Here is a 21,214-nt window from a genome sequence, read left to right on the forward strand (position 1 = left end):
TGTAGGCAGCGAGCCGATTTTGTGAAAGCATGCCCCCAACGACAATAGAACAATGGGAGGCGTCATGTTGCGAATTTTGCGTCGGGGTGTTTTCGGGCTCGCGGTTCTCTCAGGTCTTTTCAGCGTCACCCCTCCGGCCTCCGCCGCCTATCCCGACCGCCCGGTGCACTGGTTCATCGGCTTCGCCGCCGGCGGCCCGGTCGACATCGTGGCCCGGATCATGGCGCAGGCGCTGTCGGACCGGCTCGGCCAGCAATTCATCGTCGAGAACAAGGCCGGCTCCGGCGGCAACATCGCCGCCGCGGCGGCGATCAACTCGCCGCCCGACGGCTACACGCTGCTGTTCGTCGCGCCCAACAACGCGATCTCGACCTCGCTCTACAAGAAGCTGCCGTTCGACTTCATCCGCGACACCGTGCCGGTGGCGAGCATCATGCAGCTCACCAACATGCTGGTGGTCTCCAACGCGTTCCCGGCCAAGACGGTTCAGGAGTTCATCGACTATTGCAAGGCCAATCCCGGCAAGATCTCCTATGCCTCCTCCGGCAACGGCACCTCGGTGCACATGTCGGCCGAGCTGTTCAAGGCGATGACCAAGTGCGACATGATCCACGTGCCCTATCGTGGCTCCGCGATCGCCTTCCCCGACATCATCTCCAACAAGGTGCAGCTGATCTTCGACAATCTGCCCTCCGCGCTGGAGCAGGTGAAAGGCGGCAACGTCCGCGCGCTGGGCGTGACCTCGCCGCAGCGCTGGCCGAGCGTGCCTGACGTGCCCGCGATCGCCGAGACCGTGCCGGGCTTCGAATCGGTCGGCTTCTACGGCATCTCCGCGCCGAAGGGCACGCCGAGCGAGGTGGTCGAGACCCTCAACAAGGCCGTCGGCGAAGTGCTGAAGGACCCGAAGGTGGTCGCCCGCCTCACCGAAGTCGGCGGCCTCCCCAAGCCGATGACGCCGGCCGAGTTCGGCAAGCTGGTCGCGGACGAGACCGAGAAGTGGCGCAAGGTGGTCGAGTTCGCCGGGGTGTCGGTGGAGTAGCTGAGCGGATGGCGCCCCGCGGCAAGTCTGAGAGGGGGCTCGGGAGGGCTCCCTCCATACCAAAAAGTCGCAAAACAACCCCATGCACAGTAGACGGGGCTAGTGATTTCAATGGGTTACGGGAGGCTGAAAACCCGGCCTCCGCATGTCCGCTGCTTCCCGAGGCGGTTTGCTTCGTCGGGCAAAACAGGGGTATACAGGCATCATCGGAGATTTCGGTTATTCGAAATGACGGGTGCTGCCGTACTGGCGTTCCCGTCCGCCCGCGCCAGCATTGCACCCCCGCCGCCATCCCTGTAAACGAACCGCGCACCGTTGCCGGCCGCGTTCCCGCGAGCTGCCTCGCGGCGGGGCCTGTAGCTCAATGGTTAGAGCCGGCCGCTCATAACGGTCTGGTTGCAGGTTCGAGTCCTGCCGGGCCCACCACGCTTCGCCCTTCGGGCTATGCGTGGCGCAGCCAAGCGCAGAGCGAGGGCGAAGCGTGGTGTCCGGCGTAGCTTGAACGAAATGAAGGCGAAGACGGACCGGACTCGACGAATGTACTCTCGAGGGTTCTCCGCTTCAGCTCAATAAATTCTGTGCACTGCCACCTTGATCAGGGATTAAAGCACGTGCCTGCTTGTACAAATGTAGAAACTTGGCGTGCCAGCACTCCGGCTGAGGTGGCCGAATTCCTGGAAGCGAGCAAATCGTCCGACAAACGTACGAGAGAAATACTAGCCGTCCGCGCGAAGTTAAAGCCGGTCGATGTTTACGCTTATCTGAGAGCCCGTTTTGGGAAGCCGAACGGCTTTCAGAACTTGCTGCGCAAAGACGATAGCGACAATATTATTCACTGGGATTTCCAGCTCAAGGCCGGCAACGAAGACGTATACATTTGCGGACACCTTCGGGAGGTTCACTTACTTGTCTCTGAGAAATTATCGGATGAGGCATGGAAAGAGCTTATCAACGCAATTAAATCGGATTTCCGGCGGGTCGCCAAAGAAAAGTCTGCAATCCTAAAGAGCTTAGAGAAATACATCCTTTTTCAGAATAAATACGCCGCGATCGCGAACCTTTGCGCTGACCTGCATGCGGACATCGTAGACTGTCCGGCTCCTGTTGAGACGATCTATCCAGACAATTCAAAGGAAAGCCTAGACGCATCTCGGAAGTCATTTGATGAGCAATCTCGGCGGATCGAAAAGCTTTTTGGCGACTGCCTGAAGCTACGGTTATTGATGCCAGTCATGGCGGAAGCCTACATCAACATGCTCATTCTCACATTCTGCCGGAGCGCCATTCGTAACGACGAACGCGCATACAACGCTTTTCTGAGAACCACTATTCCAGAGCGCTTGGAATTGCTTAGCGTAAACTGCGATGGATTCGCCAGGACAGTCGATAAGGGCGTTCCCGGTTATGCCGAGTTCATGACGATCATCAATCGTCGGAATTTTGCATTGCACGGCAATGTTGATCCCGTCCGAGAACCCATCGAGATAGTCTACTTTGAGGAGCGGCGGCCACTGTTTGTACAATCTGGCAATAGTGTCGAGCTGCTGTTTGACTATATGGAATCACAAGCCGATCCGACCACTCTCTTAGCAGAATACGAGCAACTGCACGGCTTCCTACTAGCGATAACTGATTGTCTTGTCCCTCGCAGCAAGCGCTTTTTCGAGCAAGTGATCAGCGATGCCTATCCCGGGTTTCGCGTCGATTTACGTCGCCCTACACGGCTATTTCCCGATCATTACGTTTGGAGCGGTTTTCCCGGAACACGCTACGATGATCAGCTTGATGTCAAATGGTGATCACATGGCGCCAAACGTAAGTTGCTGACATGCAAGCAGCGAGTATGTATCTTAGCGCGACGCTCGCACGAAGGAGCAGAGCACCCCGCAAGCCATGACCGACAGCGAAGATAGCGGTGCAGGTGACGATGTCCCGGGCGTACCAAAGCGCTCGCTTTCCACCTATGCTCGGCTATGGCAGCTCGAGACATGGCTACGCAGGATGGTCTACGTCGAATTGCGCGCTCTGCGAGGAGATGACTGGAACGCGGACATACCCAAACTCGGGAATTCGTTTCAATCGGACAAACGCCTGATTCACATGCCGACGCCAGAGATGGACGCGCTCAGCTATGCACCACTCTCGACCTTGAAGAAGGCCATTGATGATAGCTGGTCACTATTTTCGCCTTACCTTCCACCGCAAAATATCTGGCAAGCGAAGCTGGAGGAAATATCCCAAATCCGGCACCGTGTAGCTCATTTTCGAGTGGGCCACGAGGACGACCTACAGCGCGTCATCCAGTTTCTGCGCGATCTCGACAAGGGCTTTTGGCATTTCTGTACAAGCTATAACGATGAAGACACCCCGCTGCCACCGGCAGATGATCCGGTGATCGCTCATTTTCTTGATCTCGACCCTTTTCCCTGGACGGAGGTAAGTGACAAACATTGGGCACGAATTGGCATCGCCGATCCTGAGCTCGTCGTTGCTGTATCAATCGAAGTATCGAGGCGTGGCTGGGTTCAGCGGGAAAGTCCGGTGGATGGTAAGCCGGGGTACTTTTATGATGTACGCTTCCATGCACGTGACCGGCGATGTTTTGACTACGAAGGCTTTCTCAAAAATACTCGCGCAATTCACCGTCACTGCGCACACGTTTGCCTGAGCGGTCTGGACAACCACATTCGGCTGACAATCCCCGCGGTGCTAGGGAGCCAGCAGGTTATCCCAGTAGTGCAGCGTTGTCTGGATGTCGCCCGAAACGGGGTTACACGCTCACATTGCCAGCGAGGGAAAGCCCAACGCATTGCTAACGAGTGGCCGGAATATGTTCTTGGCCCGGAAGATCCACTTGGGTTCCTCAACCCCGGAATGCCATGTTCATTCTTCGGAGCGTGATTGGCCATATCCATCAATATGGCTCGAATTACAGTGTCGGTGCATCAAATTCCCGCGCCAGCCAAGCCGCTCTCGTAGCGCTCGCGAGCAATGGCCGCGGTGACATTCCAACGCGTTCCACTCGCCCCTCAAACCAGCTCCAGCCTCAGCGACCGCCCCACCATCCGCGCCGCGCGCTGCAGCGTGGCCAGGGTGACGTTGCCGTCCTTGGGATCGAGCAGGCGGCCGATCTGGCTGCGCGAGGTCTTCATGCGCTGGGCCAGATTGTTGCGGGATATGTTGTTCTCCTTCATCGCCTGCTCGATCTGCCAGGCGAGGACTTCCTTGACGGCGATGGCTTCGAACTCGTCGCGCTTGCCTTCTTCGCCGAGGAAGTCATCGAGCGTGGTGAGCTTGGCAGTGGAGCGAACGGCTTTCTTCTTCGTCACGGTCTTCTTGCCGGCCATGTCGGCCTCCTTCATCTCTCGAACTCACGGCTTCTGCGGCGCGCAAGGGCCAAGTCGTCCGGCGAGGTCTTCTGGGTCTTCTTGATGAACCCGTGGAGGACCAGAATGCGGCCCTGCTGCACGCTGAACAGGACGCGGGAGATCCGGTTGCTCGGCAACGACGTGCGCACCTCCCATAAGCCGTCGCCCAGTGCGCGGCAAAGCGGCATGCCCACCGGCCACCGGTATTGAACACGCATGAGGTCGAGACCTACGGCCCGGCGATCGGCTTCGTCCAGACTTCGCAACCAGTCCCGCACGACCTCGGCCCCGCCCTGCGTGCGGTAAAACACGACGGGTACCTTGCGAGGGCCGCTACCTGCCATTGCCGTCCTTTACGAGGAACATGTACCATATAATGTCCACCCCTTCAATAGGGCGTGGTGAAGCCCCCCCCGCAAACCCAGGTCTTGCACAGATCTCCGCGGAACAGGTGGACAGCACCACACCCTGCGCACCCGGAATCCCTGCTCCGTGCTAATGCGCGGAACGATTTGGAGGCGGCGCGGATTCGTCCCCGACAAGGAGCGATCTCGATGCTGATGACCAGGGATAGACGGCCGGCGATCCGCACGCTGCGCGGATGGGCTCTCAACGTGCTGCAAGAGGCCGGCGCCATCCACGAATGCGAGGAGCATGGCTGGGCCAAGGACCGGGCCGACCCTCACGCCCGCGCACGCGCCATCGATCTCGCCCGCGAGGCTCCGCCGGCCGGTGTTTCTCCCGACGAGGCGATCGCGGAGATCCGCGACGTCCTCGATTCCATCGGAGACATTTGTCCGGAATGCCCGGACGGAGATCGCTGACGCGATATCCGAGCCGCCGGCTTCCGTTCGATGGCTAGTCCGCGGCGGCCTCTCTCCGCCGCTGCACCTCGGCATACCATTCGGCGTAAGGCGTGTTTTTCGCCATGTGCCGGTTGAGATCGGGAGCGCCGTCCGGCCACCAGACCGGGCCGCGCTCGCCGAGGGCGCGCTTCGCGTCGTCGACAGCGCGATGGGCCGCCGCTTCGGATTCGGAATCGGCCGCCGCCTTGGCGTCGCGGACGGCTCGCCGCGCCGTCATCAGGCGCTTGACCAGCTCCGACGTTTCCCGCTCGCCCAAATGCGGATTGGCCATCCGCCACAGGCGTCCGCGGACGACGAAGTATCGTCCGTCCGGCGTCACCGGATGTTTCATGCCGATTTGCGCCGCGCCCCTGAGGCCTGCTTCTTCGCGGACGTCTCCTTGGCCGCCTTCTTGCCCGCGATCGGCATCAGCATTTCCTTCTGGCCGGCCGCGGCCTTCTTCGGCTTCCTGGCCGGCTTGTCCGCCTTCGCGGGCGCGGGCTCCTTTCCGGCTGCCTTGCCGACACTCCGGCGCAGCGCCTCCATGAGGTCGACGACGTTCTCGCCCTTCGGCCGGTCCTTCGGCCGGATCACCTTGCCGGCGCGCTTCTCGTTGATCAGGTCGATCAGCGCGGTCTCGTAATGGTCCTCGAACTTTTCGGGTGTGAAGCGTCCGGCCTTCTGGTTGACGATGTGCCGGGCGAGATCGAGCATGTCCTTGGTGACCTTGACGTCCTGGATGTCGTCGAAATAGTCCTGCTCGCTGCGCACCTCGTAGGGGTAGCGCAACAGGGTGCCGACGAGGCCCTTGTCCATCGGCTCCAGCGCAATGATGTGCTCGCGGTTGGTCAGCACCACGCGCCCGATCGCGACCTTGTCCATCTCGCGGATGGTCTCGCGGATCACCGCGAAGGCGTCGTGGCCGACCTTGCCGTCGGGCCGGATGTAATAGGGGCGGATCAGATAGCGGGGGTCGATGTCCGACCTCGCAACGAACTCGTCGATCTCGATGGTGCGCGTGGACTCCAGCGCGATCTCCTCGAGCTCCTCTTTGGAGACCTCGATGTATTGGCCCTTCTCGAGCTCATAGCCCTTGACGATGTCCTCAGTCGGCACCTCGTCGCCGGTTTCCGCGTCCACCTTCAGATATTTGACGCGGTGGCCGGTCTGCCGGTTGAGCTGGTTGAACGAGATCTTCTCGTTCTCGGATGTGGCCGGATAGAGCGCCACCGGGCAGGTGACGAGGGACAGTCTCAGGAAGCCTTTCCAGTTGGCGCGAGGGGCCATTTACGCGGAACTCCGGTTCGAGGCGACTTTGAGTCAAGACGAACGGCCGGCCCGGGTTCCGACATGGCTTGTGGAGAAAAGGCAGCGTAAGTGTAGGACCCACGTCGCATCGCTCCGCCCTTTCGCCGAGCACCCGCACGAGGCCGCCGTTGGGCGGCAGGAGAATGTCATGACCAGTGAAAAAGGCCCCAACATCAAGAAAAAGCAGAAGTGCAAGAATTGCGAAGGCAAGGGCCTGCTCAAGAAAGGCGACAAGGTGGTGAAGTGCCAGCGCTGCAAAGGCACGGGCGTGCGGTGATGATGAGGGGATGACCTTGCCGCCGCGCTACGTCGCGCGGACCCCGCCGGCGAAATGTTTCTCGACGATATATTTCGAATGGACGACGATCGGCTCCACCAGCTCGAAGTCGGTCGCGCCGCCGACGTAGAACGTCCGGTCGCCGCCCTGCATGCGGGCGAGGTCGGCATAGATGCCGGTCTTGATCTGCTCCGGCGTGAAGTGCTGGAAATAGGTGAACTCGTCGAACGTGTGCCAGCGCGGCTGGCTGGTGTCGATCGTGCCGCCGAGGAGTCTTGTCAGGCGCTTGACCTCCGCGATGACCTGGTCGGTGGTCTGATTGTCGGTGGGCCGCGTGTAGAACTGCGTGAACATGTTGCCGCTATCCTGAAACTGCCGCGCCACCGCCCACGGCGTGCCCTGCTCGGTGAGCGGCAGGACCGGCGCGACGGGCGCCTCCATCTTCATGTCGATCCAGAACGTCGTCATGCAGTACGGGTTGATCTGGATCTCGCGGTTCAGCTTCTGCTCGGCGACATTGGGAGCAAGGCCGAGTCGCGTGAACACATCCTTCGTCAACGGACAGGCGAGCACCAGATAGTCATAGAGCTTGGTGTCCTTGACGATCTTGATCTCGTTCAGGTCCTGCTCGGGATACTCCATCTCGATCCGGACACCGGCCGCCGAGCGCTCGATGCTGGTGATGTTGACGTTGAGGCGGACGTTGACCCGCCAGGACACCCGCTCCCACAGCCGCTGAAACCCGTCGGTGAAGCGTCGCGGCCAGGTCCCGATGATCCAGTTGACCGGGCCGTGACCGAACACCATCGGAAAGAACGTGCGAATGGACATGTAGCGCAGCGCATAGGGCGCCGCGATGTCGTCGAGCTGGCCGTAGCCCATGATCGTGATCGGAAACTGGAACAGGGTTGCGAGCGGCATCAGATCCTGTTTCGCGAGCCAGGCCTTGAAGTCGACGCAGAGCTCTCGGTGCTCGTGGATATTGTCGAGGTAATCAGGCGCGTCGATGATGCCGCGCAGCTGCCAGCGGACATAGAGGTATCGAATCGCCGCCCAGAGGAACGTCCACCACGAGATGGTGGACTTGGTGTAGGGGTCGTAGAGCACGGCCTCCATGAGCGATCGATACTTGAAGCTGCTCCCGTCCGGCGCGATGTCGATCGAGGTATAGGGCTTCTCGGCATAGGTGGTCGCGCCGACCTCTCCTGCGATCTTCAGCGTCTCCTGGTAGGCCCACGTGACGTAGTTGGCGCCGAGGTCATAGCTCATGCCGTCGACGGTGAGGCTCTTGCAGAGCCCGCCGATCTGGCCGAGCTTCTCGAGCACCGTGACGTTGTGAAAGCCGTGCCTGGACAGGAACCATGCGGTCGACAGGCCCGCCGGGCCTGCGCCGATGACGGCAATGCTCGCGTTGCAGTCGACTGCGTCGATGCGGGTCATGAGGTTTCCAGGGTGAGCGCGGATGTGTCGGGCCGATCTTGCGACGATGACGCCGTGATGCGCGACATCGTTCAACTCCAGATCGACCATGGGCCGACAGGCATACTGATGGTTTTACGGCAATTGCGCAAGTACCGGTTGTGCAATCAGCGGAGTTTCCTCAAGCCGTGTCTCCGGCAGGCAAGGCTGTCGGATACGACTGCCGGGGACCGCCCGCGCGCGCCTCGTGCTTCGAGACGGCGCTCGCGCGCTTCCTCAGGATGAGGCTGGTCGGCGTCGGAGCCCGTTGAAACCGCTACCGCGCACTCCGTCCTCATCGTGAGGAGCCCGCCCAAGGCGCGGTCCTGAAGGATGGCGGTCGCCCGCCGTCTTGCCTGTCCGAACCGCACCGCTATTCTGGCAGCATTGCCTCACCGAAGGACATTTGCATGCGCGTCCACGCCCTCTGCCTCTTTCTCGCCCTTGCCGCACACCTCGCCCCGGCCGCGGCGCGCGACGCCAAGCGATGCCCGGCGGATTTCAGCGTCGAACATCGCCTGGAGGCCGAAAGGGAGGCCGCCCTCAATCTCAACGCGCGAGAGCGGGCGGCCATCGCGGATTTGAGGTCCGTCACCATGGCGCCGATCAGGGAGAAATCCGACCGGCACGAGCTCGATCGCGACGAGTACAACCGCCTCACCAAGCAGCGCAGCGACGCGCTCGGCTGCATCGATGCCGACAACAATCTGAAGGAGCAGCAGGCCTACTACAACGAGAAGATCAAGCTGATCGGGGCCGGCTGCGACACGGGCTCGGCCGACAAATTGTACGCCACCTGGCTGAAGGAGGGCGAGGAGCGCAAGGCCAAGGCCTGCGCGAAGGCCGATCTCGAATATCTGGCCCAGGCCGTCAAGCGGCTGAAGGAGATCCAGGCCGACAAGCTCGCCAGGGAGGAGAAGTCCACCCCGGCCGTCAAGACCGTCGATGCCAGCCAGAAGAACGCCCCGTTCTGCGATCAGATTCGCACCGTGACGGGCCACGCGCCCAATTTGTTCGCTGCCATCACCAAAGAGAAGAAGGAGAAGTGGTTCATCGAACCTGGCACGCTCGGCAGCAAGGGCGTCAAGATCAGCGACATCGCGGAAATCGACGAATACGCCACCCCGATTGTCGTCTCGCAGGACTTTCTCGCGGTTCGACCGGAATGCTCCATCGAAGTCGGCACCGAGAAGAACATCACGATCCGCATCGTTCCGACCTACGCCTGCGACTGGCGATACGACAAGACCAACCGCCGCGAGCTCGAGGAGCGCACCGACCGGCTGCTCAATCTCGTTCGCGGCTGCTTCGGTTCGATCAAGGAGGACGGCGAGTTCTACCGGCACCAGTTCGTCGGCGACGATGCGGTCGCCGTCTCGGGCGATCTCCATTATGGCGAAGGCAAGCCGTCCCGCATCTATCTGAAGATCACCAAGCACACGCCAGCCGAAGACCGAGCTTGCATCAATTACGGCTTCCAGCGGAAGGAGCAGGACAAGAAGCTCTGCATGTCCCGGCTCAAGCCCTGAAGGCGGCGAACCATTGAACGCATCGGACGAAGCGCGGTGGAATGACAGTGGCAGTCCAGCACTGTCACCGCAATCCCGCGCGAGCACAAGCATCGCTCCGTCATCTGCGATTTCTTGATCCGTATGCCTTAGTTGAAAATTTGTGTGGGGTTCAGCCCGATAAGGATTCAGGCCTGCAAGCGGCATCAATCGGGAGAAAGCAACCATCCGTCGATGAGCTCGCGGACGAGTCGGCGGTCGTGATCGAGGTCCGTCGAGCGATACTGGTTGGCATCCCTGCTGACCAGGGAATCGGCAACGCGCGCACCCGATGCCGTTCGTTCCAGACGAAGCGCAAATATCATGAACCTGGTCCAGCTCCGGCAGAAATACACCCAGTCGCCGTCGCAGCAGACGGACCACTTCTGCTCCATCTCCTCCGGCTGGAAGCCGCGCAGGATCAGTTCATGCTCGGCCGCGGTAAAGTCGGCCTGGAAACCGAGCGGCTCGATCTCTGCGGGCGGACGACAGTGCTTGCAGGGCCGACCGGTCGATATGGAGCAAGTCATCGTCATCTCCTGCCGCGGATTGCGGGCAAATTGAGCGCTCGACAGGGCGGGTTGCGTCGTATCATTGACGGCGGCCGGACCGACATGACCCATAGGGGTCATTCAACGCTCGCTTCAGCGTGATATATTGCGCGCCGCCTCGCAGGCCCCGCAAGCGTCTCGTCGGCTGTGAAACGAGATTGATCACCCCCGGGGTGGCTCGAGAGCGAACGAACCATCGCGGCAGTCCACTTTGCGCATCACCCCACCTTGCCTCCCCAAACCGCCCCGCTATTCTGACCGCATTGCCCCACCGAAGGACATTTGCATGCGCATCCGGGCCGTCTGCATCTTTCTCGCCGTCGCCGCCAACCTCGCCCCGGCCGCGGCACGCGACGCCAAGCGTTGCCCGCCGGACTTCAGCGTCGAAAACCGGCTGGACGCCGAGCAGAAGGCCGCCCTCAATCTCAACGCCCGCGAGCGCGCCGCCATCGAGGACCTGAAATACGCGACCATGGCGCCGATCAGGGAGAAGTACGACAGGAAGGAGATCGATCGCGACGAGTACAACCGCCTCACCAAGCAGCGCGACGACGCGCTCAACTGCATCGACGCGGACAACAATCTGAAGGACCAGCAGTCCTACTACACCGAGCAGACCAAGCTGATCGAGGCCGGCTGTCAGAAGGGCCCGGTCGACAAGATGTATGCCGGCTGGCTGAAGGAGGGCCAGGAGCGCAAGGCCAAGGCCTGTGCGAAGGCCGATCTCGAATATCTGGCCCAGATGGTCAAGCAGCTGAAGGAGATCCAGGCCGACAAGCTCGCCAAGGAGGAGAAGTCCACCCCGGCCGTCAAGACCGTCGATGCCAGCCAGAAGAACGCCCCGTTCTGCGATCAGATTCGCACCGTGACCGGCCACGCGCCGAACCTGTTCGCCGCCATCACGAAGGAAAAGAAGGAGAAGTGGTTCATCGAACCGGGCACGCTCGGCAGCAAGGGCGTCAAGATCAGCGACGTCGCGGCGATCGACGAATACGCCACCCCGATCACGGTCTCGCAGGACTTTCTCGCCTCCCGAGCCGAGTGCGCCATCAAGGTCGGCACCGACAAGGACATCACGCTCCGTATCGTGCCGACCTTCGCCTGCGACTGGCGATACGACAAGACCAACCGCCGCGAGCTCGAGCAGCGCACGGACCGGCTGCTCAATATCGTTCGCGGCTGCTTCGGGTCAGTGAAGGAGGACGGCGAGTTCTATCGGCACCAGTTCGTCGGCGACGGGGCGGTCAACGTCTCGGGAGACCTCTATTACGGCGAGGGCAAGCCGTCCCGCATCTATCTGGAGATCGCCAAGCATACGCCGGACGAGGACCGGGCCTGCATCAACTACGGCTTCCAGCGCAAGGAGCAGGACAAGAAGCTCTGCATGTCCCGGCTGAAGCCCTGAGGGCGCGGCACGATCAATCATTTCGCATGCGACGCTTCCTCCGATAGGATGACGCCGGGCACTTCCGATATGCTATCCTCCGCCGGAAGCAGTCACGGAGAGACCCCATGCCCACCAGCGTCAAGCAAATGCTCGAAGCCGCCAACGCGGCCGTCCCGAAGATCACGTCGGAACAGGCCGCCGAGCTGATCAAAAACGGCAACACACTGGTCGTCGACGTGCGCGATGCGCCGGAGGTTGCGGCCAGCGGCAAGATCGCGGGTGCTCTCAACGTCTCGCGGGGCATGCTGGAGTTTCGCGCGGATCCGGAATTGCCGTCCCACGACAAGGCGTTCGACAAGAGCAAGAGCGTCATTCTCTACTGCGCGTCCGGTGGACGGTCGGCGCTGGCCGGCAAGCTGCTGAAGGATCTGGGCTACGACAAGGTCTACAATCTCGGCGGCTTCAAGGACTGGACGGGCGCCGTCGAGAAATAGGACGCGCGGGCCGGTCTGCAGGGGCTCGTCGCAGCCGAGCGCCATCACCGGCGGCTCGGCGCGCGATCCCCGCGCCCTACTCGATCGACGTCGTCTGCCGCCGGCGCAGCTCGGACGGGCTGTGGCCGAACTTCCTGCGGAATACCGTGCTGAAATGCGATGAGCTGCTGAAGCCCAGCCGATAGGCGATCTCGGTCACCGAGAGCGCACGCAGCTCCGGGCGCATCAGCGCGTCGTAGCAGCGCTGCAGGCGGCGGTTCAGGATCCATTCCGACACCGACATCTCGGTCGACCGGAACAGATAATGCAGATGCCGGAGCGAGACGCCGTTGCTCCGGGCGATCTTCTCCAGCGACAAATCCGGGTCGGTGAGGTGCTCCTCGATCCAGGCCTTGACGGAGCGCAGCCGCGCGTTCCGTGCGGTGGCATCCTCCGAGAATTCGTCCTTGTCGCCCATGTCGAGCGCAAGCGCCAGAACATCCATCAGCTCGTGACCGAGCCGGCCTCGCGCCGTCTCGTCCAGGCTCGAGGCCTCCGAGGCCAGCAGCGCGCAGAATTCGGCGGCGATCCGCCCGAGGCCCCGGCCGGTCGCGATCGTCGCTGCGAGCGGCATCTTGCCTTCGGCAAAACGCGACGAAAATTCCTTGCGCGGAATTTCCAGATACAACGACCGGAATTGGTTCGAGCATTCGAGATCGTAAGCGTCGGAAGCCGAAAAGATCGCGCCGATGCCCGGGCTGGTCACCAGGGTCTGGCCGGCCTGGAGCACGTCCATGCTGCCCTGTTGCAGAAACTGGACGTAGTAACAATCCTTGTCGAGCTTGGCGATGTGCCGCTCGCGCCGCGAGATGCGCTGCTCCGACAGGAAGACGTCGCTCATCGTGACAGGGCCAAATTGCGCCTCACGGATAAAGCCCTGATAGTCGGCCGGCTTCACCGCGTTGACGTCGACATGAACGTAGTGGTCGCAGATCGCATCCTGCCAGGCGGCAAAGCGCTTGGCCGGGTCCAGCTCCTCGGTCGTGAACACCAGATCCATCGGCGGCCCGTTGCAGCGAGGTTTGTCTGTGCAGCGCACAAAAGCCTGCCGGTCGATCTTAGGTTCCTGTCAGCTTGGCGCAAGACTCTTTGCGCGCCAGCGCAAAAGGTTTGCGCGTTGACGCAAGCCACATCGAGGTCTCTCGCCTATCAAGCGCAAAACAAACTTGGGACGGGGGGAGGCAAGCGCGCGCCGGGACGGCGATCCCGTACGCGCGATGCCGATCCGGGGATGGCAAGCGATGAAGCGCGTTCGGATCAGCCAACAGGAGATCGTGTTTGCGGTCTTCGCCGCACTCTTCCTGAGCTTCTCGATCTTCCTGAACGGCTTTCTCTCCGCCGACAACATGCTGACATTGCTGCAGAACGTGGCAGTGCTCGGCATCCTGGGCCTCGCCATGGCGATCGTCGTGATCGGCCGCGGCATCGACCTGTCGCTGATCGCCGCCCTCGCGGTCCCCGGCGGCCTCGTGCTGCAGATGGTGCAGAACGGCCATTCGCTGCCCGCTTCGCTGCTGGCGGCCGGCCTGCTGGCGATCGCGATCGGCCTCGTCAACGGCTGGCTGATCGCCTATGCGGAAGTGCCGCCCTTGTTCGCGACGCTGGCGACCGGCCTGTTCGTCGCCGGTCTCGGCCAGGCCGCCCTGTTCCAGCTCGACGTCGTGCAATGGAGCGACGGCATGACCGGCTTCGAGCGGCTCGGCCAGGGCAGCATTCTCGGCATCCCCACCTCGATCGTCATGTTCGCGATCGCCTGCGTCGTGGTCTTCGTCCTGCTGCGCAAGACGCGCTGGGGCGCCTACATCTACGCGATCGGCGACAACCCGTTCGCGGCGCGCGTGACCGGCATCCCCTCACGACCCATCATCGTGCTGCAATATGTCGTCGCCGCGCTGATCGGCTGCTTTGCCGGCCTCGTCATGGCGGCGTCCGTCAACTCCATGCCGACCCGCATCTTCAACTCCACGCTGATCTACGACGTCATCCTCGTCGTCGTGCTCGGCGGCATCGGCCTGTCGGGCGGACGCGGCGGTGTCGTCAACGTCATCATCGGCACGCTGCTGATCGGGACGATGCTGAACGGCATGACGATCCTGAACATCCCCTATGCCGGCCAGAACCTCATCAAGGGCCTCGTGCTCCTGATCGCCGTCATCACCGACACGTTCCTCAATCCACGCAACGAAGAAACGGCCCAACAGGGCGACATCTGATCTGCCCCAACAAGGAGGAAGACAATGACCTGCATGCACAAGCTCGCGCTTGGAAGTCTCGCCGCACTGGCGCTTTCGGCCGGCACCGTCCCAGCCCTCGCCCAGCAAGGGCTCGACGAGCCGTTCCAGAAGACCTTCCGGGAAGCACTTGCCGGCAAGACCGTCGCCTATGTGCCGGTCGCGATGAATTTCGACCTCACCGAAGGCTGGTATGCGGGGCTCAAGAAGGAGCTCGAGCCCTTCGGCGTCAAGTTCGTCATTCGCGATCCCAACTGGAATACGAATGCGGGCGCGCAAGCCGTCACCTCGCTGATCTCGGAGAAGCCGGCAGTGATGGTGATCCACAATCCCGACGTCCAGACCTACGCAAAGCTGCTGCAGCGCGCCGAGAACGAAGGCATCTACGTCATCCAGATCAACATGGGCTCGGCCTATCGCAGCTCGGCCTTCGTCGGCGCCAACTGGATCGAGATCGGCGAGCGCCAGACCGAGGGCGTGGTGAAGGCCTGCCAGGGCAAGTCGAACAAGATCGCCATCATCCAGGGCGCGCTCTCCGCGGCCGCCAGCGCCTACACGCTCAAGGGCGTCGAGAACATCCTCGCCAAGCACCCGGAGATCAAGGTGGTCTCCAGCCAGGCCGCCGATTGGGATGCGGCCAAGGCCAAGGCGATCACCCAGACCGTGTTGAAGCAGAATCCGGATCTCTGCGGCATCGTCGGTTTCTGGGACGGCATGGACATCGGCACCGCCGCCGCGATCAAGGAAGCCGGCCTGACCGGCAAGGTGTTCCTGGCGACATCGGGCGGCGGCGAGCGCAAGGGCGCATGCGAGCTCGTGAAGAACGGTTCGTTCGATCTCAACATGAGCTACGACGTGCCGACGCAGGCCGCGCAAATGGCCGGCACCATCAAGTGGCTGCTGTCGTCGGGCGCCAAGCCGGGCTCGGTCAAAGGCTCGGAATATACGACGCTGATCCCGATCACCAAGGAAAACGCCGACACCCAGACAGCGTGCTGGAATCTCTCCGATCTCAAGAAGTGATCGCACAAGAAAGCTGCGCGTTCCGCGCCTTCGGGTGTGGAACGCGCAACCTTGCACATAAATCAGCGGAAGGCAGATGCGCGAGACACTGACGAGGCTCCGATATCGCTACTGGCCGGACCATCTCCTCGGTGAGATCCTGTCCAAACGATGGACCGAAACCGCCATTCCGGTGATCCTGCTCCTGATCGTCGGCTTCGCGCTCAGCCGCTCGCTCGAGCACTTCCTCTCCCCGGCGAGCCTCGCCGACACCGCGCGGCAGGCCGGCGAGATCGGCTTCATCGGCCTCGGCATGGCGCTGGTCGTCATCGTCGGCGGCATCGACCTGTCGGTCGGATCGATCTTCGCACTGACGGATTTCTGCGCGCTCTATCTGCTCGACGTGCTCAATTGGCCGGTCCCCGCCGTGGTGGTCGTCACCATGATCGTCGGCGGGCTGCTCGGCGCCGTGAATGGCGTGCTGATCGGGTATCTCAGGCTGCGCGCCTTCATCACCACGCTGATCACCCTGATCATCTACCGCTCGGCCTATGATCTGTTGATCCAGCGCTATTCCAACGCCATCGCGTCGGCCTTTCCCGATATCCCGTCATGGGACTTCATCGGCGGGGGAACCGTGCTCGGTATCCCCAGCGTCGCACTGGTCTACATCGTGATCGCGATCTTCGGTCACGTCTTCCTGACGCGGCTGCGGCCCGGCTGGCACATCACCGCCATCGGCGGCTCGCGGCGCTCGGCCTACAATTCCGGCATTCCCGTCCGCCGCACCATCGCGCTCTGCTATGTCGCGAGCGGCGTCCTGACCAGCATCGGCGCGCTGTTCTTCGCGGCACGGCTCGGCACGGTCGGCGGCGACATCGGCGTCGGCCTGGAGGTGATCGTGCTGACGGCAACCGTGCTCGGCGGCATCACGCTCGGCGGCGGCAAGGGCTCGGTCGTCAAGTCCATGGTCGGCGTGCTCATCGTCCTGCTCGTCACCAACGGCCTGACCGCCATGAACGCGCGCGGCGGCGTCAACCGCATGGCGCTGGCGTCGATCCTGCTGGTCGCCGCGATGGTCGACATCCGCTGGCAGAAGAACCGCACCCGCATCATCAGCAAGGTCTATGTCGCCCCGACCTACCATGCGCTGCCGCCGCCGCCGCCAACCGAGATCGGCAAGGGCGGCCCGTTCGAGCAGAACGACAGGCTGCGCGAGGTCTCGCTGATCGGCCTCGGCCGGATCGAGGCGCCGGAGGACGTCATCCTCGATCGCAACGACGTGCTCTATGCAGGATCGCGGCACGGCGACATCATCCGCTTCTTTCCGCCGGACTACGAGCGGATGGAGGTGTTCGCCCATATCGGCGGCCAGCCGCTCGGCATGGCGTTCGACAAGCAGGACAATCTCTATGTCTGCATCGGCGGCATGGGCCTCTATCGTATCAAGCCCGACGGCACCGTGGAGAAGGCCACCGACGAGACCAACCGCAGCCTCTACTCCGTGAACGACGACAGCCGCCTGCGGCTCGCCGACGACCTCGACATCACCGACGACGGGCTGATCTTCTTCTCCGAGGCCACCGTTCGCTACGAGATGGACGAATGGCCGGTCGACGGACTGGAAGCGCGCGGCAACGGCCGCATCATCTGCTACGACACCAAGACGGGCGCGACCCACACCGCGCTGCGCGGCCTCAAATTCCCGAACGGGGTCGCGGTCGCGAGCGACGGGCAATCGATCCTGTTCGCGGAAACCTTCGGCTGCTCGATCAAGCGCTACTGGTTCGCCGGCTCGAAAAAGGGCGACGTCGAGATCGTCATGGACAATCTGCCGGGCTACCCCGACAACATCAACCTCGCCTCGGACGGCAATTACTGGCTGGCGCTGGTCGGCATGCGCAGCCCCTCGCTCGATCTCGCCTGGAAGATGCCCGGCTTCCGCCGGCGCATGGCCAAGCGCGTGCCGGTCGACGAATGGCTGTTCCCGAACATCAACACCGGCTGCGTCGTCAAGTTCAACGAGCAGGGCAAGATCCTGGAGTCGTTCTGGGACCTCAAGGGCCTCAATCATCCCATGATCACCTCGATGCGCGAGCATCGCGGCTATCTCTATCTCGGCGGCATCGCCAACAACCGGATCGGCCGCTTCAAGCTCGACAATGCCGATCCCGACTTCGTGCAGTACGACAAGCGCTGGGGGAAGTCGTCATGATCGCCGCCATCAGCGAATTCGCCAACCGCTTCCTCGGCCGTGGCGAGGCGGCCATCACCGTCCCGTCGTTCGACGGAGCGTTGAAGCCCAACCAGGCGCTCGAGCAGGCGGACATCCTGCTCGAATGCGAGGCGCCGGAGGATCTCACGACGGACGGCACGTCGCTGCTCCTTGCCGACGGCGTGCGGCTGACACGGCTGAGCGGACATTCGGCAACGACGGTTCGCGCGTTCGAGCGGCCGATCTCAGCGCTGGCCTCCTTGCCTGGTGGAGGGCTGGCTGTCGCGCTTGGCGGCACGGAAGTCCGGCTCTATGACAACGCCACGGCCGAAGCGCCGGCGGCCACATTTTCGCAAGGGCTGCACGCCGTCAATGCGCTGGCTCCCGCGAGCGACGGCACGTTGATCGCAACCGATGGATCGTCGTTGCACGATGTCGGCGACTGGGCGCGCGATCTGATGGAGCTCGGCAAGACCGGCCGAGTGCTGCGGCTCGATCCGAAATCAGGCGCCATCACGCAGCTTGCCGGCGGCTTGGGCTACGCGTTCGGCGCGATCGCGGGCGACGGCAGCGTGCTCGTCAGCGAAAGCTGGCGGCATCGCCTGGTTTCGATCGCACCGGACGGAGCTTGCAAGGATGTGCTGCGGCACCTGCCGGTCTACCCGTCCCGGCTGTCGCCGGCGCGCGGCGGCGGCTTCTGGCTCACCGCCTTCACGGCGCGCACCCAGCTCGTCGAGTTCGTGCTGCGCGAGCCGGCCTATCGCCGCCGCATGATCGCGGAGATCGACCCGGAGTTCTGGGTCGCGCCGCGCCTGCGGTCCGGCCATTCCTTCAAGGAGCCGTTGCAGGGCGCGCACATCAAGACCATGGGCGTGATGAAGCCCTGGGCGCCGCCGCGGTCGTATGGTCTCGTCATCCGGCTTGGAGCCGACGGCCTGCCGCGCTATTCGCTGCATAGCCGGGCCGACGGCGTCAACCACGGCATCGTGGCCGCGGTCGAATTCGGAGGCGACCTCGTCGTGATCGCAAAGGGGCCCGGGCGCGTCATCAAGCTGCCGCTGGCCTCCTTCGGCGAGGAGGCCAGCGCATGAACGACCTCGTCCTGTCGCTGTCGAAGGCGACCAAGCTCTACGCCGGCGTACCCGCCATCGACGGCGTCGATTTCGACCTCAGGCGCGGCGAAATCCACGCCCTCGTCGGCGAGAACGGCGCGGGGAAGTCCACGCTGACCAAGGTCATGGCCGGCGTCGTGACGCTGACCTCGGGGGGCATGAGCGTCGACGGCGTCGAGGTTACCCCGAAGACCCCGCTGGAGGCGCGCAACCTCGGCATCGCCATGGTGTTCCAGGAGAACAGCCTGGTGCCGACCATGACGGTGGCGCAGAACCTGTTCCTCGGACAGGAGAAATTCTACAACCGCCTGCGCGGCATCTACATCGCGGCCCAGCAATTCCTGCAATCGCTCAATTTCGACGTGACGCCGACCGCGACGGTCGGCGGCCTCGGCGCGGCCAAGAAGCAGATGGTCGAGATCGCACGTGCCGTGCTGCACAAGGCGAAGGTGATCATCTTCGACGAGCCGACCGCGACGCTGACGCCGGAGGAGAAGAAATACTTCTTCGACCTGGTCAAGGACCTGAAGAGGCGCGGTGTCTCCATCATCTTCATCTCCCATGCCCTCGAAGAAGCGCTGCTGCTCGCCGACCGCATCACGGTGCTGCGCGACGGCAAGCATGTCGTGACCGACGACGCCGCCCGGTTCGACCGGGCGCGCATCATCCAGGCGATGGTGGGGCGGGATCTCTCCAACACGCTCTACGGCGCGCGCAAGGCGACGGTCCGCCCCTCGGGCAAGCGGGTGCTGACGGTGCAGAACCTGAAGATGGCGCCGATGGTGAAGAACAATTCGCTGTCGGTATTTGCGGGCCAGATCACGGGCGTCTTCGGTCTCGTCGGCGCGGGCCGCACCGAGACGTTCAAGATCGTCGCAGGCGTCATGAAGCGCGACTTCTTCCACGGCGGCGAGGTGATCCTCGACGACAAGCCGGTCCGTTACCGCGTCCCCGCGCCGGCCGTGCAGGCCGGCATCGCCTACGTGACCGAGGATCGCAAGGTCGAAGGGTTCTTCGAGACCGCGTCCATAGCGCGCAACATCTATCTCGGCCTGCTCGCCAAGTTTCCGAGGGGACGTGCCTGGCTGTCGCGGCGCGAAAGCACAGCGACCGGAAAGTCCTGGATCGAGCGCCTCAAGGTGCGCGCCATCGGCGACGAGGCCAAGGTCGTCGAATTGTCCGGCGGCAACCAGCAGAAGGTCGTGATCGCCAAATCGCTGATCCAGGATCCGGAGCTGATCATCTTCGACGAGCCGACGCGGGGCGTCGATGTCGGCGCCATCGTCGAGATTCACGAGCTGATCAATTCGCTGGCCGACAAGGGCAAGGCGGTGGTCGTGATCTCCTCCTATCTGCCCGAGATCATGGCGCTGTCGGACCGCATCCTGGTCTGCAGGCAAGGCAAGGTGGTCGAGGAGTTTTCCGCGCTGGAGGCCACGGAGGAAGCCATCATGTACGCGGCGATCCACTGACGCTTCCCCGCTCGGGGCAGCGCGGCCCAGGCGAGGTGGACGGATCAGGCCGAGCGCGCCCTTTCGACGGGCCCGTTTCGCTCGCTCAGCAGCTTGCCGGAGGTGATGTTGACGAAGTGCAGCGACATGCAGGCCGGACATCTCACCGGCACATAGCTGTCCGCCGGCTCGGAACTCTCGAACCGCACGTCATCGATCCGATGCTGGACGTTCATGCCGGTGCGCGGGCACCTGAAAAGGATCTGGCGGTGCATGCTTCCTTCATGCTCCAAAACTCCGGCCGGCGAAATTGCGGACGATCCCTTACGGACCTTTCCCAGGTTTGAGATGGGTCAAAGCGCATCGCCTTGCCGCGCCTATGATCTGCTTGGGATCGGGCGCGCTGTCCGGTGTCGGACGAAGCGGAACCCGGACTCCTAGGCACTCCGGGTGCCGCTTCGAAACACGGGGTTCGGCGACCGCGCGTCGCCGGCAACAGGCCACCATCTGGACCGCCTCGATCAGGAGAGCAGCCATGATGTCCGCCAATCTGGACGATCTCACCGCAGCCGTCCGCTACGCGCTTGAGACGACTCGTGCAACCACGATCTGCCCTTTCCACGACGAGGTGATCATCCGCGTCGGCGACGACGCCGCCGAAAGCCATGCCTACGAACGCGCCAAGCGCATCCTGAAGAGCGATGGCACCGCCCACGAGTCCGACGCGCTCAGGGACGAGATCGGCCATCAGCTTGCACGCGCCGCGGACGGCCGATGCCCCAAATGCGACCGGACCGGTGCGGCCGGCTAGAGCGTTTTCGAGCGAAGTGGACACCGGTTCGCGTGAAGAAAACGCGTCAAAACAAGAATCTAGAGCTTCGGTTCTGATT

Annotated in this window: 22 protein-coding genes and 1 tRNA gene; 15 read left to right on the plus strand and 8 right to left on the minus strand. The window is 62.8% G+C overall.

Going from position 1 to position 21,214, the window contains the following annotated elements; genetic code table 11:
- Nucleotides 1-64: 64 nt before the first annotated feature.
- The 4 genes from UNPF46_RS25170 (at nt 65) to UNPF46_RS25185 (ending at nt 3,940) form a co-directional block, all read left to right on the plus strand.
- The gene (locus tag UNPF46_RS25170) at nt 65-1,039 is read left to right on the plus strand and encodes a Bug family tripartite tricarboxylate transporter substrate binding protein (protein ID WP_142251793.1); all 975 of its coding nucleotides are present in this window, start codon (nt 65-67) and stop codon (nt 1,037-1,039) included.
- A gap of 350 nt (nt 1,040-1,389) precedes the next feature.
- A tRNA-Ile gene (locus UNPF46_RS25175) sits at nt 1,390-1,465 on the plus strand.
- A 185-nt stretch (nt 1,466-1,650) separates the two neighbouring features.
- Complete coding sequence (locus UNPF46_RS25180) at nt 1,651-2,838, plus strand: hypothetical protein (protein WP_142251794.1); 1,188 nt, start codon at nt 1,651-1,653, stop codon at nt 2,836-2,838.
- Nucleotides 2,839-2,932: 94 nt separating this feature from the next.
- On the plus strand, nt 2,933-3,940 hold the full coding sequence (locus tag UNPF46_RS25185) for a hypothetical protein (protein WP_142251795.1): 1,008 nt from the start codon (nt 2,933-2,935) through the stop codon (nt 3,938-3,940).
- A 128-nt stretch (nt 3,941-4,068) separates the two neighbouring features.
- Here the strand turns inward: UNPF46_RS25185 and UNPF46_RS25190 are convergent, their stop codons facing one another.
- Together UNPF46_RS25190 and UNPF46_RS25195 are read right to left on the minus strand one after the other, a co-directional pair.
- Entirely contained in the window at nt 4,069-4,401 is a 333-nt protein-coding gene (locus tag UNPF46_RS25190; protein WP_246668731.1) for a helix-turn-helix domain-containing protein, read from the minus strand.
- On the minus strand, nt 4,398-4,718 hold the full coding sequence (locus UNPF46_RS25195) for a type II toxin-antitoxin system RelE/ParE family toxin (protein ID WP_246668732.1): 321 nt from the start codon (nt 4,716-4,718) through the stop codon (nt 4,398-4,400). Before UNPF46_RS25195 ends, UNPF46_RS25190 begins: the two co-directional genes overlap by 4 nt.
- A 243-nt stretch (nt 4,719-4,961) precedes the next feature.
- Between UNPF46_RS25195 and UNPF46_RS25200 the strand changes: the two genes are divergently transcribed.
- Complete coding sequence (locus UNPF46_RS25200; protein WP_142251797.1) at nt 4,962-5,231, plus strand: hypothetical protein; 270 nt, start codon at nt 4,962-4,964, stop codon at nt 5,229-5,231.
- Nucleotides 5,232-5,265: 34 nt separating this feature from the next.
- Here the strand turns inward: UNPF46_RS25200 and UNPF46_RS25205 are convergent, their stop codons facing one another.
- Nucleotides 5,266-5,604 carry a hypothetical protein gene (locus UNPF46_RS25205; protein WP_142251798.1) on the minus strand — a complete coding sequence of 113 codons (339 nt, stop codon included), beginning with the start codon at nt 5,602-5,604 and terminating at the stop codon, nt 5,266-5,268.
- On the minus strand, nt 5,601-6,539 hold the full coding sequence (ku, locus tag UNPF46_RS25210; RefSeq protein WP_142251799.1) for a non-homologous end joining protein Ku: 939 nt from the start codon (nt 6,537-6,539) through the stop codon (nt 5,601-5,603). The genes UNPF46_RS25205 and ku overlap by 4 nt, the downstream gene beginning before the upstream one ends.
- A 169-nt stretch (nt 6,540-6,708) precedes the next feature.
- Between ku and UNPF46_RS38565 the strand changes: the two genes are divergently transcribed.
- On the plus strand, nt 6,709-6,837 hold the full coding sequence (locus UNPF46_RS38565) for a hypothetical protein (protein WP_007600646.1): 129 nt from the start codon (nt 6,709-6,711) through the stop codon (nt 6,835-6,837).
- Nucleotides 6,838-6,864: 27 nt separating this feature from the next.
- Here the strand turns inward: UNPF46_RS38565 and UNPF46_RS25215 are convergent, their stop codons facing one another.
- Nucleotides 6,865-8,277: an NAD(P)/FAD-dependent oxidoreductase gene (locus UNPF46_RS25215; protein WP_181770098.1), complete on the minus strand. Its 1,413-nt coding sequence runs from the start codon at nt 8,275-8,277 to the stop codon at nt 6,865-6,867.
- Between the two features lie 428 nt (nt 8,278-8,705).
- Between UNPF46_RS25215 and UNPF46_RS25220 the strand changes: the two genes are divergently transcribed.
- Complete coding sequence (locus UNPF46_RS25220; RefSeq protein ID WP_142251801.1) at nt 8,706-9,824, plus strand: hypothetical protein; 1,119 nt, start codon at nt 8,706-8,708, stop codon at nt 9,822-9,824.
- A 185-nt stretch (nt 9,825-10,009) separates the two neighbouring features.
- Here UNPF46_RS25220 and UNPF46_RS25225 read toward each other — a convergent pair whose 3' ends face one another.
- Nucleotides 10,010-10,465 carry a hypothetical protein gene (locus tag UNPF46_RS25225; protein WP_210248351.1) on the minus strand — a complete coding sequence of 152 codons (456 nt, stop codon included), beginning with the start codon at nt 10,463-10,465 and terminating at the stop codon, nt 10,010-10,012.
- A gap of 214 nt (nt 10,466-10,679) precedes the next feature.
- Here UNPF46_RS25225 and UNPF46_RS25230 point away from each other — a divergent pair, with 214 nt between their 5' ends.
- Nucleotides 10,680-11,798 carry a hypothetical protein gene (locus UNPF46_RS25230; protein ID WP_142251802.1) on the plus strand — a complete coding sequence of 373 codons (1,119 nt, stop codon included), beginning with the start codon at nt 10,680-10,682 and terminating at the stop codon, nt 11,796-11,798.
- Nucleotides 11,799-11,905: 107 nt separating this feature from the next.
- On the plus strand, nt 11,906-12,274 hold the full coding sequence (locus tag UNPF46_RS25235) for a rhodanese-like domain-containing protein (protein WP_100179625.1): 369 nt from the start codon (nt 11,906-11,908) through the stop codon (nt 12,272-12,274).
- A gap of 76 nt (nt 12,275-12,350) precedes the next feature.
- On the opposite strand, the gene UNPF46_RS25240 is transcribed toward UNPF46_RS25235, so the two are convergent.
- Nucleotides 12,351-13,313: a helix-turn-helix domain-containing protein gene (locus tag UNPF46_RS25240; RefSeq protein WP_142251803.1), complete on the minus strand. Its 963-nt coding sequence runs from the start codon at nt 13,311-13,313 to the stop codon at nt 12,351-12,353.
- Between the two features lie 241 nt (nt 13,314-13,554).
- Here UNPF46_RS25240 and UNPF46_RS25245 point away from each other — a divergent pair, with 241 nt between their 5' ends.
- The 5 genes from UNPF46_RS25245 to UNPF46_RS25265 all read left to right on the plus strand — a co-directional run bounded on the left by UNPF46_RS25245 (nt 13,555) and on the right by UNPF46_RS25265 (nt 20,345).
- The gene (locus tag UNPF46_RS25245; RefSeq protein WP_142251804.1) at nt 13,555-14,526 is read left to right on the plus strand and encodes an ABC transporter permease; all 972 of its coding nucleotides are present in this window, start codon (nt 13,555-13,557) and stop codon (nt 14,524-14,526) included.
- A 24-nt stretch (nt 14,527-14,550) separates the two neighbouring features.
- Nucleotides 14,551-15,567 carry a sugar ABC transporter substrate-binding protein gene (locus tag UNPF46_RS25250; protein ID WP_100179628.1) on the plus strand — a complete coding sequence of 339 codons (1,017 nt, stop codon included), beginning with the start codon at nt 14,551-14,553 and terminating at the stop codon, nt 15,565-15,567.
- Between the two features lie 76 nt (nt 15,568-15,643).
- Complete coding sequence (locus UNPF46_RS25255) at nt 15,644-17,761, plus strand: ABC transporter permease (protein ID WP_100179629.1); 2,118 nt, start codon at nt 15,644-15,646, stop codon at nt 17,759-17,761.
- Complete coding sequence (locus tag UNPF46_RS25260; protein ID WP_100179630.1) at nt 17,758-18,852, plus strand: hypothetical protein; 1,095 nt, start codon at nt 17,758-17,760, stop codon at nt 18,850-18,852. The genes UNPF46_RS25255 and UNPF46_RS25260 overlap by 4 nt, the downstream gene beginning before the upstream one ends.
- Nucleotides 18,849-20,345: a sugar ABC transporter ATP-binding protein gene (locus tag UNPF46_RS25265; protein WP_142251805.1), complete on the plus strand. Its 1,497-nt coding sequence runs from the start codon at nt 18,849-18,851 to the stop codon at nt 20,343-20,345. The genes UNPF46_RS25260 and UNPF46_RS25265 overlap by 4 nt, the downstream gene beginning before the upstream one ends.
- 44 nt (nt 20,346-20,389) lie before the next feature.
- Here the strand turns inward: UNPF46_RS25265 and UNPF46_RS25270 are convergent, their stop codons facing one another.
- The gene (locus UNPF46_RS25270) at nt 20,390-20,599 is read right to left on the minus strand and encodes a hypothetical protein (protein ID WP_100179632.1); all 210 of its coding nucleotides are present in this window, start codon (nt 20,597-20,599) and stop codon (nt 20,390-20,392) included.
- A gap of 260 nt (nt 20,600-20,859) precedes the next feature.
- On the opposite strand from UNPF46_RS25270, the gene UNPF46_RS25275 reads away from it, so the two are divergent.
- A complete protein-coding gene (locus tag UNPF46_RS25275) occupies nt 20,860-21,135 on the plus strand; it encodes a hypothetical protein (protein WP_142251806.1) in 276 nt (91 codons plus the stop codon).
- Nucleotides 21,136-21,214 lie beyond the last annotated feature (79 nt).

The sequence above is a fragment of the Bradyrhizobium sp. UNPF46 genome (assembly GCF_006658625.1).
In the GTDB taxonomy this organism is placed as follows: Bacteria; Pseudomonadota; Alphaproteobacteria; order Rhizobiales; family Xanthobacteraceae; genus Bradyrhizobium; species Bradyrhizobium nitroreducens.